This window comes from Lysobacter sp. P5_B12, from assembly GCF_056400425.1.
This window is the reverse complement of record NZ_JBFULG010000004.1, coordinates 54,290-68,483: the sequence shown is the minus strand read 5'-3', so window position 1 is coordinate 68,483 and position 14,194 is coordinate 54,290. Positions and strand designations below refer to the sequence as shown.

Here is a 14,194-nt window from a genome sequence, read left to right as displayed (position 1 = left end):
CGGAACGGGTGAGGAGCCCGCGTGCGCGTTCAAGAAACAGTCAGGCCATCAACGCTTCGGCGGCGACCGAATCGAGCTCGCGTTCCCAGTCGCCCATCAAGGCCAGGTACAACAACTTGTCGAATTCCGGACCGAAGCGGCGAATCACCGCATCCGGATCGGGGATCAACTTCGCGTCGGCGATCAAGCCGAAATGCACGCGACCGTTGTAACTCAGGATCGAAATGCCCACGCCGATCGAACCGCTCTGCGGCACCCAGAACATCATCTCGCGCACGGTACAACCGGCGAAATACAAGGGTTGTTGCGGGCCCGGCACGTTGGTGGCGACCGTCGTCGCCTTTCGGCTCAACAACTCCAGCGCGAGCGATTGCACCGCCGGCGGCGCGACACCGAGCGCGGCGAGCAGGCCGAAGGCGACGATCGCCTGACGCGAGGCCTTCAACTGGTGCATGCATTCGCCGACGAATTCCAGGCGACGCAGCGGGTTCGCTTCGCCCACCGGCAGGTCGAGGAACACCAGGCCGAAGTGGTTGCCGAGTTTCTTCGCGTGTTCGAGGGGACGCAGGTTGACCGGCACGGTCGCGCGCAAGGTGATGCCGTCGATGTCCGCGCCGCGTTCGAGCATGTAGCTGCGCAGTGCACCGGCCGCCGCGGCCATCAGCACGTCGTTGACGGTGAAACCGGTGGCGCGGCCGACGGCCTTGACCTCGTCCAGGTCGAGCGGCTCGGCCCAGGCGACGCGTTTCGTCGTTCCCAGGTCACCGCGCAACAGCGACGGCGGATCGTCGGGCAAGGCGAGCGCCTGCAACAATTCGCGCGCGATTTCGCTGCCTTCCTTCGCGAGCAAGGCGCCGAGCGAAGGATCGCGATAGATCGCCATGCCCTGCCCCAGCATTTTTCCGCCGAGTTTCATCGCGCGTTGCGCGGCGCCCACGCGGCGCGCGACCGATGCGCCCTCTTCCTTCAACCACGCCTTGTCCAGGTCGCTGCCCTTCGTCGGCGTGGGCGAGGTATCGGTGAGCGAGAGCAGCACCTGCACCAGCGCCATGCCGTCGGCGTAACTGTGGTGGATGCGCGCGACGAGCGCGGAGCCACCGTCGTAGGTTTCGACGAGATGGAATTGCCACAACGGGCGGCTCGCATCGAGCGGCGTCGACGCGAGTTGGCTCACGTAACGCTCGAGCGTGCGCTTGCCGCCCTTGCCCGGCAACGCCGCCAGTTGCACGTGCCAATCCAGGTCGAAGTGTTCGTCGTCCTGCCAGTACGCGCCCGCGGGCGTGTCGACGGGCTTCTGGCGGAAACGCGCGTAGTCGAGGAAGCGCGTCTTGATCACCTGCTTCAGCGCCTTGAGCGACATCGGCTCGGCGAACATCAGCACGCCGGTGATCATCATCGGGTTGGTGCCGCGTTCCATGCGCAGCCACGCGGTGTCGACCCGCGACATCGGTTCGCGCGTTGCGCGCCTGCGGCGGGCCTTCGTGGCCATGCGGCATTCCTCTCCGGGATTGCCCGCGAGTTTGCCTCAGGCCTCGACGAAGCGCACGCGGCGCGTGATCGAGCACACCAGCTCGTAGCCGATGGTGTCCGCGGCCGCGGCGATGGTTTCCACGGGCAAGCCATCGCCCCACAGGATCACCGGATCGCCGGGCTTGGCATCGGGGTGGCCGCGCAGGTCGAGCGTCATCAGGTCCATCGAAACGCGGCCGACGATGGGCGCCGGGCGCCCGTCCAGCAACACGTGCGTGCCCGAGGGCGTGTGGCGCGGATAGCCGTCGCCATAACCGATCGCGGCCACGCCGATGGGCATGTCCTCGGGGCAGGTCCACGTGGCCGAGTAGCCGATGCGTTCGCCCTTGCGCACGCGATTGACCGCGATCAGCCGCGTGCCGAGCGTCATCGCCGGGCGCAGGCCGAAGTCCGCGCCGGTGGTGCCCTCGACCACGGAGATGCCGTACAGCGCGCCGCCAGGCCGCACCCAGTCGGCGTGCGCATCGGGCCAGCCGAGCACGGCCGCGGAATTGGCGAGCGAACGCGCGCCGGCCAGGCCCGCGGTGGCTTCGTCGAACAAGCGCATCTGCGCGCGCGTCTGCGCGCCGTCGCCCGGTGCATCGGGGAATTCGTCGGAACTGGCGAAATGATTCATCAGCACGATGCCGTCGGCGACCGCGGGCATCGCCCGCATGCGCGCATACGCATCGCGCACCGCTTCGGGCGCGAAGCCCAGGCGATGCATGCCGCTGTCGACCTTGAGCCAGCAGCGGATCGGATCGCCGTCGGGCGCCTGTTCGAGCATCGCCAGTTGCGTGGCGTGGTGCACGACGGTTTCGACATTGAGGCGGCGCAATTGGGGAAGATCGTCGGCCGCATCGAAACCCGACAACAACACGATCGGTTGCGAGAGCCCCGCCGCGCGCAGGCGTTCGGCATCGCTCAATGCCGCCACGCCGAAGGCGTCGGCGCCCTGCAGCGCGCGCGCGACGCGTTCCAGGCCATGGCCGTAGCCGTCGGCCTTGACCACCGCCATCACGCGGCTGCTGGGCGCGCGGGCGCGGACCTGCGAGAGGTTGTGGCGGAGGGCGTCGGTGTGGATCGTCGCGGAAGTCGGTCTTGCCATGCGGCAAGTCTAAGGGTCACGACGGCCGGCGGACCACCTTGAACAGATCGATGCGCTCGGCGTCGATGCACGGGTCCTGCACGCGCAGCAGCTGGCGGGCCAATTGCACGGCCTCGTAGCGGTCGTCGGCGAGGATGTGTTTTCGAACCCCCGCGTCGGGCGCGTCGTTCCCGGCCTGCGGCCCGTATCGGAATTCCACCGTGTACACGTACGCCATCGCCGATCCTCCGTTACGTTGGAAACCGACCCATCCGCTTACTCGAAGCTGCCCACCGAGTCGTGGGACAGGTTGTCGAACCGCGTGTATTCGCCGAAGAACTTCAGCTTGATCGAACCGGTCGGGCCGTTACGCTGCTTGCCGATGATCACTTCGGCCAGGCCCTTGTCCGGCGAGTTTTCCTTGTTGTAGTAGTCGTCGCGGTAGATGAAGACGATCACGTCGGCGTCCTGCTCGATGGCGCCCGATTCGCGAAGGTCGGCCATCACCGGGCGCTTGTCGGTACGCGTTTCCAGCGAGCGGTTGAGCTGCGAGAGCGCGATCACCGGGACGTTGAGCTCCTTGGCCAGGCCCTTGAGCGAGCGCGAGATCTCCGAGATTTCCGTCGCACGGTTCTCGCTGTTGCCGGGCACGGCCATCAGCTGCAGGTAGTCGATGACGATCAGGCCCAGGTCGTGCTCGCGCTTCAGGCGGCGCGCCTTGGCGCGCAGGATGTCGGGCGAGAGCGCGGGCGTGTCGTCGATGAACACCTTGGCCTCGCGCAACTGGCGGATCGCGCCGGTGACGCGGCTCCAGTCCTCGTCCTCGAGCTGGCCGGTGCGCAAGCGCGTGGCGTTGACGCGGCCCACCGAGGAGATCAGGCGCAGCGCGAGCTGCGAGGCCGACATTTCCATCGAGAAGACCGCCACGGCCTTCTTGGTCTTCAGCGCGGCGTACTCGGCCATGTTGAGCGCGAGCGTGGTCTTGCCCATCGCCGGGCGCGCGGCGAGGATCACCAGGTCCGTCGGCTGCAGGCCGGCGGTCATTTCGTCGAATTCGGTGTAGCCGGTGGGCAGGCCGGTGATGCTGCCGCCGGATTCGTAGCGCTTCTGCAGCACGTCGAAGGCTTCGGACAGCGCCTTGTTGACCGGGGTGAAATCGGTGCGGCCACGCGCGCCGGCTTCGGCGATCGCGAACACGTCCTGCTCGGCCTTCGCCAGCAGCTCGGCGCTGTCGCGCCCTTCGGGCATGAAGCCGTCGTTGACGATTTCGGTGCCGACGTCGATCAGCTGCCGCAGCACCGCCTTGTCGCGCACGATCTCGGCGTAGGCCTTGATGTTGGCGGCCGACGGCGTGGTGCTCGCCAGTTCGATCAGGTACGCGCCGCCGGCGACCTGTTCGGCCAGGCCCATCGACTCGAACCATTCGCCCAGCGTCACCGCGTCGTAGGGCTTGTTGCGTTCGGCCAGCTCGCGGATCGCGCGCCAGATCAACTGGTGGTCGCGGCGATAGAAGTCGGGCTCGACGAGCAGGTCGGCGACGCGGTCGTACGCGTCGGGAGCGAGCATCAATCCGCCGAGGACGGCCTGTTCGGCTTCCACCGATTGCGGCGGTACACGCAACTGCTCGACCCTGTGGTCGTTGCGCGTCGCAAACGCGGCATCCGAACGCATCCCTTGGCGCACGCTCATTGGTATTCCATCTCCCCTGCCCCGACGGGCGATCCTAGTCGCCAACAGGCGACGTGCGTTGCAGACAACTCTGTGGATAACCGGTGCAAATCGCACCGCAATCCAATCTCACCGGACGCGACACAAAAAAAACGGGCGCCCGAGGGGCGCCCGCTTCATTTCTTGCGATTTCGGATTACGCGGCTTCGGCGACGACGATGACCTTGACGGTCGTCTCGATGTCGGCGTGCAGGTGCACGAGGACGTCGTATTCGCCGATGTTGCGCAGCGGGCCTTCGCCCATCACCACTTCCGACTTCTCCACCGGGGTACCGGCGGCGGTCAGGGCATCGGCGATGTCGCGCGGGCCGACCGAACCGTAGAGCTTGCCTTCGGTCGACGCGTTGGCGGCGATGGTGACCGAGGTGCCTTCCAGGCGCGCCTTGCGGCCTTCGGCGCCATCGAGGGCGGCCTTGGCCTTGGCTTCGTACTCGGCGCGCTTGGCTTCGAACTCGGCGACGTTGGCGGCGGTGGCCGGCACGGCCTTGCCCTGCGGCACGAGGAAGTTGCGGCCGTAACCCGGCTTGACCTTGACCTTGTCGCCGAGGCCGCCGAGGTTCGTCACTTTCTGCAGGAGGATCAGATCCATTTCATTTGCTCCGATTCGTTAGCGGCGCGCACGTGGCGCGCCGCAACTGATTGCTGTCCGAATGGACGAAACGCTTACGCGTCGTGGTTATCCGTGTACGGGATCAGGGCCAGGAAGCGGGCGCGCTTGACGGCCGACTGCAGCTGGCGCTGGTACTTCGACTTCGTGCCCGTGATGCGGCTCGGCACGATCTTGCCCGTCTCGGTGAGGTACTGGCGGAGCGTGTTGAGATCCTTGTAATCGATCTCCTTGACACCCTCGGCGGTGAACTTGCAGAACTTGCGGCGGCGGAAGAACTTGGACATGGGTGTGCTCCTTAGGCGGCTTCGGCGGCGTCGTCGTTGTCGGCGGCACCCACGGCACCGTCGTCATCGCGGCGGCGACGTTCGCCACGCTCGGGCTTGTCGCCCTTCTCGTCCTTGTTCTTCATGATCAGCGACTGCTCGCTGACCGCGTCGTCGCGCTTCATGACCAGGTGGCGCAGCACCGCGTCGTTGAAGCGGAAGGTGTCGACGAGTTCGTTGAGCACGGCCTGGTCGGCTTCGATGTTCAGCAGCACGTAGTGCGCCTTGACCAGGTTCGCGATCGGGTAGGCCAGCTGGCGGCGGCCCCAGTCTTCGAGACGGTGGATGGTGCCCTTGCCGTTTTCGATGAGCGACTTGTAGCGCTCGATCATGGCGGGCACCTGCTCGCTCTGGTCCGGATGGACCAGGAACACGACTTCGTAATGACGCATGGTGGTTCCTTGAGGATGTGGCCTGGCAAACCAGGCCGGACAGCCCCCCGGGGAGAGGTACGCGTACAGCCACCCGGTGGAGCAAGAAACCCGCGGGCGTTCCGCGGGGCGCGAAATTATGGGGGAATCAGGGAGTTAGCACAAGCCTGCCCCGCGATCGGGGGCGCTCAGGCGGCGTCGGCCTTGGTCGTGAAGCTTTCCCCGCAGCCGCATTCGGCCGTCACGTTGGGGTTGACGAACACGAACTGCTCGTTGAGGCCCTGCTTCACGAAGTCGATCGTGGTGCCGTCCACGAGCTCCAGGCTCTCGGCATCGACGTAGATCCGCACGCCGTCCTGTTCGAACACGGTGTCCCCGGGGCGTTCGTCCCTGGCCATGTCGGCCAGGTAGCCCCAGCCCGAACAGCCGGTTTTCTTCACGCCGAAACGCAGCCCGAGCGCGCCGGGCGCGTCTTGCAGGTAACCGCGGATGCGGTCGAGGGCGGCGGGTGCGAGAAGGACGGGCATGCAGGACTCCGGTGGGTGCCGACATTGTAGCGGGGGCGGACCGACGCAGCCGGTCCGGATACACTTGTCGGTTCAGGAAGTGGTCTCAGTATCCAGAGGATTCAAGGCATGACGGTGGTCAGCGTCGAACACGCGCTCTCGGGCAAGATGCCCGCCGGCGGCGAAGTCACGGTCCGCGGCTGGGTACGTACCCGGCGCGACGCGACCGCCTCCCTCAGTTTCGTCCACGTCAGCGACGGCTCGTGCTTCGCGCCGATCCAGGTGGTCGCCACCGACGCGCTGGCCAATTACGAGAACGAAGTCCGCCATCTGTCCGCCGGCTGCGCGGTTCTCGCGCGCGGCACGCTCGTGCCCTCGCAGGGCAAGGGCCAGTCCTACGAAATCCAGGCCACGCAGGTCGAGGTCGTCGGCTGGGTCGAGGATCCGGAAACCTATCCGATCCAGCCCAAGCCCCATTCGCTGGAATTCCTGCGCGAGGTCGCCCACCTGCGCCCGCGCACCAACCTGTTCGGCGCGGTCACGCGCATCCGCCATTGCCTGGCGCAGGCGGTGCACCGCTTCTTCCACGAGCAGGGCTTCTACTGGGTCAACACGCCGATCGTGACGACCTCCGACGCCGAAGGCGCGGGCCAGATGTTCCGCGTCTCCACGCTCGACATGGCCAACCTGCCGCGCGATGCCGCCGGCGCGGTGGATTTCTCGCGCGACTTCTTCGGCAAGGAAACCTTCCTCACCGTCTCCGGCCAGCTCAACGTCGAAGCCTTCTGCCTCGCACTGAGCAAGGTCTACACCTTCGGCCCGACCTTCCGCGCGGAAAACAGCAACACCACGCGCCACCTGGCCGAGTTCTGGATGATCGAGCCGGAGATCGCCTTCGCCGACCTGGACACCGACGCCCGCCTGGCCGAGGACTTCCTCAAGTACCTGTTCCGCGCCGTGCTCGCCGAGCGCGCCGACGACATGGCCTTCATCGCCGAACGCGTGCAGAAGGATGCGGTCTCGCGCCTGGAGATGTTCGTCAACGCGCCGTTCGAACGCATCGAATACACCGACGCGATCAAGCTGTTGCAGGCCTCGAAAGTGAAGTTCGACTTCCCGGTCGAATGGGGCCTGGACCTGCAGACCGAACACGAACGCTGGCTCACCGAGCAACACGTCGGCCGCCCGGTGGTGGTGATGAACTACCCCGAGCACATCAAGTCCTTCTACATGCGCCTGAACGACGACGGCAAGACGGTCGCGGCGATGGACGTGCTCGCGCCGGGCATCGGCGAAATCATCGGCGGCTCGCAGCGCGAGGAGCGCCTGGACGTGCTCGACGCGCGCATCGCGCAGTTCGGCCTGGATCCGGCGCATTACCAGTGGTATCGCGACTTCCGCCGTTACGGCACGGTGCCGCACGCGGGCTTCGGCCTGGGCTTCGAACGCCTGGTCGTGTACGTCTGCGGCCTGTCGAACATCCGCGACGCGATCCCCTACCCGCGCACGCCGGGCCATGCGGAGTTCTGATCCCGTTCAATGATTTTATTCTTCGCCCTGCTCTTCCTCGCGCTGGCCATCGCCGGCGCCACGGCCTTCGTGATTTTCTGGCCGCTCGCGCTCGTGCACATCCGCGATCGCAATCCGGAGGTGTCCGCGCTGCTGGGCACCGGTGCGTTCCTCAAGCCTGCCGCGCTCGCGTGGTTGTTGCGCGGCGGCTATTACGATGCGCGCGATCGCAATCTCAGCGGACTGGCGACGCCGGCGCGCATCTCGCTGATCGTGATCATCGCCGGGCTCGCGCTGGCCGGCCTGTTGTGGCTCTGGGCGGAAGCATATGGCTGACGAACGCATGGACGAAGGCAACGAACCGACCACCTGGTGGCTGGCGACGCTCGGCCGCACGATCGTGTGGGCGCGCCTGCGCCTGCGCGAAGCGGGCACGGCCGAAGTGTTCGACAGCGACGGCAACACGCTGGCCTACGACAGCGAAGACACCGCACGCGCGGCCCTGATGGATGCCGAGTTCGTCGAATACGACGGCCTGGACTACGAAGACGCGGCCGACCGCGGTTTCGACCTGACCGAAGTCGCGCCGCCGCACGCCGATTCGGATGAAGCCCTGCGCGCCGCCATGGTCCTGCAACTCCCGCCGCGCCACTGACGTCCGATGTACATCCCCCGCGCCTACGCCTCGAACGACCCTGCCGCGCTCGACGCGCTGCTCGCGGCCGATCCCTTCGTCACGCTGGTCACCGTCGTCGACGGTGCGCCGTGCATCAGCCATCTGCCGGTCCTGCTCGAACGCGACTGCGAGCGTCTTTCCTTGCGCGGGCACTGGGCGAAACCGAATCCGCAGTCGGCGCACACCGGCCGCGCGCTCGCGATCGTTCATGGCCCGCATGCCTATATCTCGCCGTCGTGGTATCCGGACAAGATTGCGCAAACGCGCGTGCCGACCTGGAACTACGTCGTCGCGCATCTCCACGGCACGCTCGAACGCCTGACCGACAACGATGACCTCGCCGCCATCGTCGCCGACCTCAGCGCACGTTTCGAAGCGCAGGCCGGCGAAGACTGGCGCTATGTCGACGACGAGGCGCACCGTTCGCAATTGCGCGGCATCGTGGGCTTTCGTCTCCACGTCGAACGCGTCGAACTGAAAGCCAAGCTCAACCAGAACCACCCCGACGCCAATCGCGAAGCGGCCATCGGCAAACTCGCCGCACAGGACACCGACGACGCGCGCGCCGTCGCCCAATGGATGCACGAGGCGCTGGTCGCCTCGCGCGCCGGAGAACCGCATGGATCTTGATCTCACCGGCAAGCACGCGCTCGTGTGCGGCGCTTCCGAAGGCATCGGCCGCGCCGCCGCGCGCGAGCTGGCCTTGCTCGGCGCCGATGTCACGCTGCTCGCGCGCCGCGCCGACGTGCTCGAAACGCTCGCGAACGAATTGCCGCGCAAGGACGGCCAGCAGCACGGCTGGATTTCCGCCGACGTGCTCGAGACCGAACGCCTGCTTTCGCAAGCGCAGGCACTGTCCGCCGGCAAACCCGTGCACATCCTGGTCAACAACACCGGCGGCCCGCCGGGCGGCCAGTTGAACACCGCGCAGAGCGACGCATTCGAGCGTGCGTTCCGCCAGCACCTGCTCGCCAACCAGGCGCTCGTGCAGGCCGTGTTGCCCGGCATGCGCGCCGCGCGCTTCGGGCGCATCGTCAATGTCATTTCCACGTCGGTGAAGGAACCCATCGCGGGCCTGGGCGTTTCGAACACGATCCGCGGCGCGGTGGCGAGCTGGTCCAAGACGCTCGCGACCGAAATCGGCGGCGACGGCATCACCGTCAACAACGTGCTGCCCGGTTACACGCGCACGCAGCGCCTGGACCAGATCCTCGGCGACCGCGCGAAAGCGACGGGCCAAACCGAAGAGGCGATCGCCAAGGGCATGCTCGCGACGGTCCCCGCGGCGCGCTTCGCCGATGCGGCCGAACTGGGCGCGGTCATCGCGTTCCTGTGCGCGCCCGCGGCGGGGTACATCAATGGCGTGAACCTGCCGGTCGACGGCGGGCGCACGAAGTCGCTGTAAGCTGGCCGCCATGCGATTGATGCACTGGATCGACGGGCAAGCACGCGAAGCGGCCAGTGGCCGCTGGCTCGACGTGTTCGATCCCGCCACTGCAACCCCCTTCGCGCAGGTCGCCGCCGGCGATGCGCGCGACGTGGACGCGGCGTTGTCGGCGGCCGAACGCGCGTTCCCCGCGTGGTCGGCCTTGCCGAACAGCGAACGCGCACGCTGGATGGAACGCCTCGCCGATGCCATCGAAGCGCGGCTGGACGATTTCGCGCACGCCGAATCGCGCGACGGCGGCAAACCTCTGCGGCTGGCGCGCGAGGTCGAGATCCCGCGCGCGATCAGCAACCTGCGTTTCTTCGCGCACGCGGCCACGCAATTCTCCAGCGAATCGCACCACGGCCAGGCCGGCCTCAACTACACCTTGCGGCAACCGCTCGGGATCGTCGGCACGATCTCGCCCTGGAACCTGCCGCTGTATCTGTTCACCTGGAAGATCGCGCCAGCGCTTGCCGCGGGCAACACGGTGGTCGCCAAGCCGTCGGAAGTCACGCCGCACACGGCGACGATGCTCGCCGAACTGGCCGCCGAAATCGATTTTCCGAAAGGCGTGCTCAACATCGTGCATGGCCTGGGGCCCGACGTCGGCGAACCGCTCGTGATCGATGCGCGCACCAAGGCCATCTCGTTCACCGGCAGCACCGCGGTCGGCAAGCGCATCGCGACGCTCGCCGCGCCCCTGCTCAAGAAAGTCTCGCTGGAACTGGGCGGCAAGAACCCCACGCTCGTCTTCGCCGACAGCGACTGGGAGCGCCACCTGGACACCATCGTGCGTTCGTCGTTCCAGAACAGCGGCCAGATCTGCCTGTGCGGATCGCGCGTGCTCGTGGAGCGCCGCATCTACGCCGAGTTCCGCGATGCCTTCGTCGAACGCGTGCTCGCCTTGCGCGTCGGCGATCCCATCGACCCGGACATCGATTTGGGTCCGCTGGTTTCGCAGGCGCACTTCGACAAGGTCGTCGCCGCCATCGCGCGTGCGCGCAGCGAAGGCGGCCAGGTGCGCTGCGGCGGCGATGTGATCAAGCGCCCGGGCTGGTTCATCGCGCCGACGGTCATCGACGGGCTGGGGCCGGACTGCGCGACCAATCGCGACGAGATCTTCGGGCCCGTCGCCACGCTGCAATCCTTCGAAGACGACGAAGAAGCGCTGCACCGCGCGAATGTCGGCGACTATGGCTTGTCGGCATCGGTGTGGACGCGCGACCTCAATCGCGCGCACCAAGTGGCCGCACGCCTGCGCGTGGGCATGGTCTGGATCAACACCTGGCTGATGCGCGATCTGCGCACGCCGTTCGGCGGCATGGGCCAATCGGGCCTGGGCCGCGAGGGAGGACTGGAAGCGATGCGTTTCTTCACCGACCCACGCAACGTAGGAATCGCGCTGTGAGCCGACGCCTCGACGACCTGCTGCAGAACAACCGCGAATGGGCCGAACAGGTCCGCCGCGAAGACCCCGGCTTCTTCAAACGCCTGTCGAGCCAGCAATCGCCGAAGTACCTGTGGATCGGCTGTTCGGATTCGCGCGTGCCGGCCAACCAGATCATGCGGCTCGACCCGGGCGAAGTCTTCGTCCACCGCAACATCGCCAACGTCGTCGTGCATGCCGACCTCAACTGCCTGTCGGTCATCCAGTTCGCGGTCGACCTGCTGAAGGTCGAGCACATCCTGGTCACCGGCCACTACGGCTGCAGCGGCGTGCACGCGAGCATGACCGGCAAGCGCGTGGGCCTTGCGGACAACTGGCTGCGCCATGTCGGCGATGTCGCGAACAAACACGCGGCCTTGCTGGAGGAAGTGGACACCGAGTCGATGCGTCACGCGCGCCTGTGCGAGCTCAACGTGATCGAACAGGTGGTCAACGTGTGCCAGACCACCATCGTGCAGGATGCCTGGGCGCGCGGGCAGACGCTCAGCGTGCACGGTTGGTGTTACTCGCTGCTGGACGGACGCGTCAACGACCTCGGGCTGGGCGTGTCGTCGGCCGACGAGTTGCAGGCGTCCTACGATGCGGCGATCGAACGCACGCGCAAGTCGAAGGTCCGCGAATGAGCGACGTCATCCAGGCCAGCTCCGCCCCCAAACCCGTCGGCGTGTATCCGCACGCACGTCGCGTCGGCGACCTGCTGTTCCTCTCCGGGATCGGCCCGCGCGACCCGGCGACCAACGAAATCGCCGGCAACGAATATTTCGCCGATGGCCGCCTGCGCAAATACGACATCGAAGCCCAAGCGCGCGCGGTGTTCGCGAACGTGCGCGCGGTGCTCACCGAAAGCGGCGCGCGCTGGGAAGACCTCGTCGACGTGACGGTCTACCTCACCGACATGGCGCGCGACTTCAAGGCCTACAACGCGGTGTGGGCCGAACATTTCGCCGATCCGGCCTCCGCGCCGTGCCGCACGACGCTGGGCATCACCGCGCTGCCCACGCCGATCGCGATCGAACTCAAGTGCGTCGCCGCGTTGCGCCGCGCGGAGGATTGACCATGTTGCCCGCCCCGCTCGACCTGCAAGCCTGGATCGAGGAACACCGCCCCCTGCTCAAGCCGCCGGTCGGCAACAAGTGCGTGTACGACGGCGATTTCATCGTCATGGTCGTCGGCGGCCCGAACGCGCGCACCGACTACCACTGGGACGAAGGCGCCGAGTGGTTCTACCAACTCGAAGGCGAGATGGTCCTGCGCATCCAGGAAGACGGCGCGGTGCGCGACATCCCGATCCGCGCCGGCCAGACCTTCCTCTTGCCGCCGCGCGTGCCGCATTCGCCGCAGCGCATGCCCGATTCGGTCGGCCTGGTCATCGAACGCAAGCGCCTGCCGCACGAGCTCGACGGCCTGCTGTGGTTCTGCGAGCAGTGCAATGCGAAGTTGTACGAGGAATTCTTCAAGCTCGGGAACATCGAGCTCGACTTCCCGCCGGTGTTCGACCGCTTCTATTCCTCGCGCGAACACCGCACCTGCAAGCAGTGCGGGCACCTGAATCCGGCGCCCGACCGTTACGTGATGCCCGACACCTGATCGGGCATCAGGGCGCGCAGATCTCGCGCCACATCGCATAGGCCACGCCGCCCCCGATGATGTAGAGGCCGAGCAGCAGCGCGACATACAGCGGCACCAGCAGCACCACGGCCAGCCACGCGGCGACCAGCTTCGCGATCAGGCCGAGGATGGCGGCGACGATCAGGAAGACGATCAGCAGCACGATGCCCAGGAGAAACCAGGCGATCAGCAGCACGATCATCGCCGGGATGTTCTTCAGCGTCCCCGCCAGGCCATCGACGAAGGAGGCAACGACCCGCTGCCGCCCGATCGCCACCTGCCCGTAGCCGATGACCCAGCATCCCGCGATCAGCGGCACGCAGATGCAGGCGACGGCGAACGCGCGCAGCAGCCCCGGCGGGAAATCGGTCCGCGGTGCCATCGGAACGTGCGTGTTCGCCGCCGTCCACATGTCCGCATAGAGCGCCCGCCCGTCCGCGCCCGCGGCCAGGGCGATCAGCCCGAAGGCGATCGCATACACGCCCCACAGCAGCAACGAAAATCCGATGACGGGTTTCCACACGCCCGTGCGATACGGCGCGAAGATCGCAAGCGCACGCGTCGGCTGGCCGGTTTCGATCGCATGGATCACCTGCAGGAACCCGGCGAAGATCGGCGAGAGCGCCAGGCCGAACAGGATCGAGAGCACCATCGCGACGACGAACATCGTCGGGTTGTTGGGGAACAGGAACTGCAGCCCCGTCGTGAACACACTCGGCACGAGCCCGCAAACCAGCACCAGTGCCGCGGCCAACAGCAATGTGCGCGGATTGCGCCCACCGAGATTGATGGCATCGCGCAGCCACCGGATGCCGGCGAGCGGCGAAGTCATGCGTGTTGCCATCGATGCAGCCCCGGGTCCCCTTGTTCCGCCGATTGGGCCACGGCCCGGCATCGGGGCGCAAGCTATTGCACGAACGCGACCTCCATCGCGTCGGCGGTCCGCGTGGCGCGCACCTGCAACACCTTGCGCTGTCCGCCGGCGGCGGCGAACAGCTGCCCCTGTCCCGCCTCGCGCACGACGATGGTCACCTGCCCCGCGGCATCGTGGCTGATGGCGATCATTTCCGGCGCGCTCGTCGACCAATCGCCGGTGAGGTCCGTGCGCGTGCCGTCCTCGCCGATTTCCTGCAGCTTGGCGTGCGTGGTGTATTCCCTGCCCGGTTGCGCGAATTCGAAGGTCGGCGGCGACACCCAGCGATCGCCGAGGAAGCTGCCGCGCATCAGGTCGGGATCGATCTTGAAGGCGACGACCATCCGTTGTTTCGGTTGCGCCGGCATTTGCGGTGATTCGCTCGGCGCGCCGGGCGTTTCAACGGTCGCCTGCCGCACCGGCACGACCTCCGGAACGCGCGACGGATGCCGCGCGTTCCATATGGCGTACGCCGCCA

Annotated in this window: 19 protein-coding genes; 9 read left to right on the top strand and 10 right to left on the bottom strand. The window is 67.0% G+C overall.

Annotated elements, in window-relative coordinates:
• Positions 1–40: 40 nt before the first annotated feature.
• From AC1DOM_RS08140 to AC1DOM_RS08105, 8 genes are all read right to left on the bottom strand, one after another.
• On the bottom strand, positions 41–1,489 hold the full coding sequence (locus AC1DOM_RS08140; RefSeq protein ID WP_498962069.1) for a WS/DGAT/MGAT family O-acyltransferase: 1,449 nt from the start codon (positions 1,487–1,489) through the stop codon (positions 41–43).
• A 36-nt stretch (positions 1,490–1,525) separates the two neighbouring features.
• Positions 1,526–2,617 carry an alanine racemase gene (alr, locus tag AC1DOM_RS08135; protein ID WP_498962067.1) on the bottom strand — a complete coding sequence of 364 codons (1,092 nt, stop codon included), beginning with the start codon at positions 2,615–2,617 and terminating at the stop codon, positions 1,526–1,528.
• Positions 2,618–2,633: 16 nt separating this feature from the next.
• Entirely contained in the window at positions 2,634–2,834 is a 201-nt protein-coding gene (locus AC1DOM_RS08130) for a hypothetical protein (RefSeq protein WP_498962065.1), read from the bottom strand.
• A 38-nt stretch (positions 2,835–2,872) separates the two neighbouring features.
• Positions 2,873–4,285 carry a replicative DNA helicase gene (locus AC1DOM_RS08125; RefSeq protein ID WP_498962063.1) on the bottom strand — a complete coding sequence of 471 codons (1,413 nt, stop codon included), beginning with the start codon at positions 4,283–4,285 and terminating at the stop codon, positions 2,873–2,875.
• 175 nt (positions 4,286–4,460) lie between these two features.
• Positions 4,461–4,913 (bottom strand): 50S ribosomal protein L9, encoded by a 453-nt coding sequence (rplI, locus tag AC1DOM_RS08120; RefSeq protein WP_498962061.1) that lies wholly within the window; start codon positions 4,911–4,913, stop codon positions 4,461–4,463.
• Positions 4,914–4,987: 74 nt separating this feature from the next.
• Positions 4,988–5,218, bottom strand: a complete 231-nt coding sequence (rpsR, locus tag AC1DOM_RS08115) for a 30S ribosomal protein S18 (protein WP_498962059.1) — start codon at positions 5,216–5,218, stop codon at positions 4,988–4,990.
• Between the two features lie 11 nt (positions 5,219–5,229).
• On the bottom strand, positions 5,230–5,649 hold the full coding sequence (gene rpsF, locus AC1DOM_RS08110; protein ID WP_498962057.1) for a 30S ribosomal protein S6: 420 nt from the start codon (positions 5,647–5,649) through the stop codon (positions 5,230–5,232).
• Positions 5,650–5,816: 167 nt separating this feature from the next.
• Positions 5,817–6,155, bottom strand: coding sequence for a HesB/IscA family protein (locus AC1DOM_RS08105; RefSeq protein ID WP_498962055.1), 339 nt, complete (start codon positions 6,153–6,155; stop codon positions 5,817–5,819).
• Positions 6,156–6,263: 108 nt separating this feature from the next.
• Here AC1DOM_RS08105 and asnS point away from each other — a divergent pair, with 108 nt between their 5' ends.
• The 9 genes from asnS to AC1DOM_RS08060 are packed head-to-tail and all read left to right on the top strand — an operon-like array spanning position 6,264 to position 12,782.
• Complete coding sequence (gene asnS / locus AC1DOM_RS08100; protein WP_498962053.1) at positions 6,264–7,664, top strand: asparagine--tRNA ligase; 1,401 nt, start codon at positions 6,264–6,266, stop codon at positions 7,662–7,664.
• 9 nt (positions 7,665–7,673) lie between these two features.
• Entirely contained in the window at positions 7,674–7,979 is a 306-nt protein-coding gene (locus AC1DOM_RS08095; protein ID WP_498962051.1) for a hypothetical protein, read from the top strand.
• Positions 7,972–8,298 carry a hypothetical protein gene (locus AC1DOM_RS08090; RefSeq protein WP_498962049.1) on the top strand — a complete coding sequence of 109 codons (327 nt, stop codon included), beginning with the start codon at positions 7,972–7,974 and terminating at the stop codon, positions 8,296–8,298. Before AC1DOM_RS08095 ends, AC1DOM_RS08090 begins: the two co-directional genes overlap by 8 nt.
• Positions 8,299–8,304: 6 nt before the next feature.
• The gene (locus tag AC1DOM_RS08085; RefSeq protein WP_498962047.1) at positions 8,305–8,949 is read left to right on the top strand and encodes an FMN-binding negative transcriptional regulator; all 645 of its coding nucleotides are present in this window, start codon (positions 8,305–8,307) and stop codon (positions 8,947–8,949) included.
• The gene (locus AC1DOM_RS08080; RefSeq protein ID WP_498962045.1) at positions 8,939–9,724 is read left to right on the top strand and encodes an SDR family oxidoreductase; all 786 of its coding nucleotides are present in this window, start codon (positions 8,939–8,941) and stop codon (positions 9,722–9,724) included. Before AC1DOM_RS08085 ends, AC1DOM_RS08080 begins: the two co-directional genes overlap by 11 nt.
• A gap of 10 nt (positions 9,725–9,734) precedes the next feature.
• Positions 9,735–11,156 carry an aldehyde dehydrogenase gene (locus tag AC1DOM_RS08075; protein WP_498962043.1) on the top strand — a complete coding sequence of 474 codons (1,422 nt, stop codon included), beginning with the start codon at positions 9,735–9,737 and terminating at the stop codon, positions 11,154–11,156.
• Positions 11,153–11,818 carry a carbonate dehydratase gene (can, locus tag AC1DOM_RS08070; protein ID WP_498962041.1) on the top strand — a complete coding sequence of 222 codons (666 nt, stop codon included), beginning with the start codon at positions 11,153–11,155 and terminating at the stop codon, positions 11,816–11,818. The genes AC1DOM_RS08075 and can overlap by 4 nt, the downstream gene beginning before the upstream one ends.
• A complete protein-coding gene (locus AC1DOM_RS08065; protein ID WP_498962039.1) occupies positions 11,815–12,249 on the top strand; it encodes a RidA family protein in 435 nt (144 codons plus the stop codon). Before can ends, AC1DOM_RS08065 begins: the two co-directional genes overlap by 4 nt.
• Before the next feature lie 2 nt (positions 12,250–12,251).
• Positions 12,252–12,782 carry a 3-hydroxyanthranilate 3,4-dioxygenase gene (locus AC1DOM_RS08060; RefSeq protein ID WP_498962037.1) on the top strand — a complete coding sequence of 177 codons (531 nt, stop codon included), beginning with the start codon at positions 12,252–12,254 and terminating at the stop codon, positions 12,780–12,782.
• Between the two features lie 7 nt (positions 12,783–12,789).
• On the opposite strand, the gene AC1DOM_RS08055 is transcribed toward AC1DOM_RS08060, so the two are convergent.
• Together AC1DOM_RS08055 and AC1DOM_RS08050 are read right to left on the bottom strand one after the other, a co-directional pair.
• Positions 12,790–13,647 carry a hypothetical protein gene (locus AC1DOM_RS08055; RefSeq protein ID WP_498962035.1) on the bottom strand — a complete coding sequence of 286 codons (858 nt, stop codon included), beginning with the start codon at positions 13,645–13,647 and terminating at the stop codon, positions 12,790–12,792.
• A gap of 62 nt (positions 13,648–13,709) precedes the next feature.
• On the bottom strand, positions 13,710–14,084 hold the full coding sequence (locus AC1DOM_RS08050) for a hypothetical protein (RefSeq protein ID WP_498962033.1): 375 nt from the start codon (positions 14,082–14,084) through the stop codon (positions 13,710–13,712).
• Positions 14,085–14,194 lie beyond the last annotated feature (110 nt).

Bases quoted from the DNA above. Each gene is read 5' to 3' on its own strand.
- AC1DOM_RS08140 (WP_498962069.1), bottom strand. From the start codon at position 1,489: ATGGCCACGAAGGCCCGCCGCAGGCGCGCAACGCGCGAACCGATGTCG.
- alr (WP_498962067.1), bottom strand. From the start codon at position 2,617: ATGGCAAGACCGACTTCCGCGACGATCCACACCGACGCCCTCCGCCAC.
- AC1DOM_RS08130 (WP_498962065.1), bottom strand. From the start codon at position 2,834: ATGGCGTACGTGTACACGGTGGAATTCCGATACGGGCCGCAGGCCGGG.
- AC1DOM_RS08125 (WP_498962063.1), bottom strand. From the start codon at position 4,285: ATGAGCGTGCGCCAAGGGATGCGTTCGGATGCCGCGTTTGCGACGCGC.
- rplI (WP_498962061.1), bottom strand. From the start codon at position 4,913: ATGGATCTGATCCTCCTGCAGAAAGTGACGAACCTCGGCGGCCTCGGC.
- rpsR (WP_498962059.1), bottom strand. From the start codon at position 5,218: ATGTCCAAGTTCTTCCGCCGCCGCAAGTTCTGCAAGTTCACCGCCGAG.
- rpsF (WP_498962057.1), bottom strand. From the start codon at position 5,649: ATGCGTCATTACGAAGTCGTGTTCCTGGTCCATCCGGACCAGAGCGAG.
- AC1DOM_RS08105 (WP_498962055.1), bottom strand. From the start codon at position 6,155: ATGCCCGTCCTTCTCGCACCCGCCGCCCTCGACCGCATCCGCGGTTAC.
- asnS (WP_498962053.1), top strand. From the start codon at position 6,264: ATGACGGTGGTCAGCGTCGAACACGCGCTCTCGGGCAAGATGCCCGCC.
- AC1DOM_RS08095 (WP_498962051.1), top strand. From the start codon at position 7,674: ATGATTTTATTCTTCGCCCTGCTCTTCCTCGCGCTGGCCATCGCCGGC.
- AC1DOM_RS08090 (WP_498962049.1), top strand. From the start codon at position 7,972: ATGGCTGACGAACGCATGGACGAAGGCAACGAACCGACCACCTGGTGG.
- AC1DOM_RS08085 (WP_498962047.1), top strand. From the start codon at position 8,305: ATGTACATCCCCCGCGCCTACGCCTCGAACGACCCTGCCGCGCTCGAC.
- AC1DOM_RS08080 (WP_498962045.1), top strand. From the start codon at position 8,939: ATGGATCTTGATCTCACCGGCAAGCACGCGCTCGTGTGCGGCGCTTCC.
- AC1DOM_RS08075 (WP_498962043.1), top strand. From the start codon at position 9,735: ATGCGATTGATGCACTGGATCGACGGGCAAGCACGCGAAGCGGCCAGT.
- AC1DOM_RS08065 (WP_498962039.1), top strand. From the start codon at position 11,815: ATGAGCGACGTCATCCAGGCCAGCTCCGCCCCCAAACCCGTCGGCGTG.
- AC1DOM_RS08060 (WP_498962037.1), top strand. From the start codon at position 12,252: ATGTTGCCCGCCCCGCTCGACCTGCAAGCCTGGATCGAGGAACACCGC.
- AC1DOM_RS08055 (WP_498962035.1), bottom strand. From the start codon at position 13,647: ATGGCAACACGCATGACTTCGCCGCTCGCCGGCATCCGGTGGCTGCGC.
- AC1DOM_RS08050 (WP_498962033.1), bottom strand. From the start codon at position 14,084: ATGCCGGCGCAACCGAAACAACGGATGGTCGTCGCCTTCAAGATCGAT.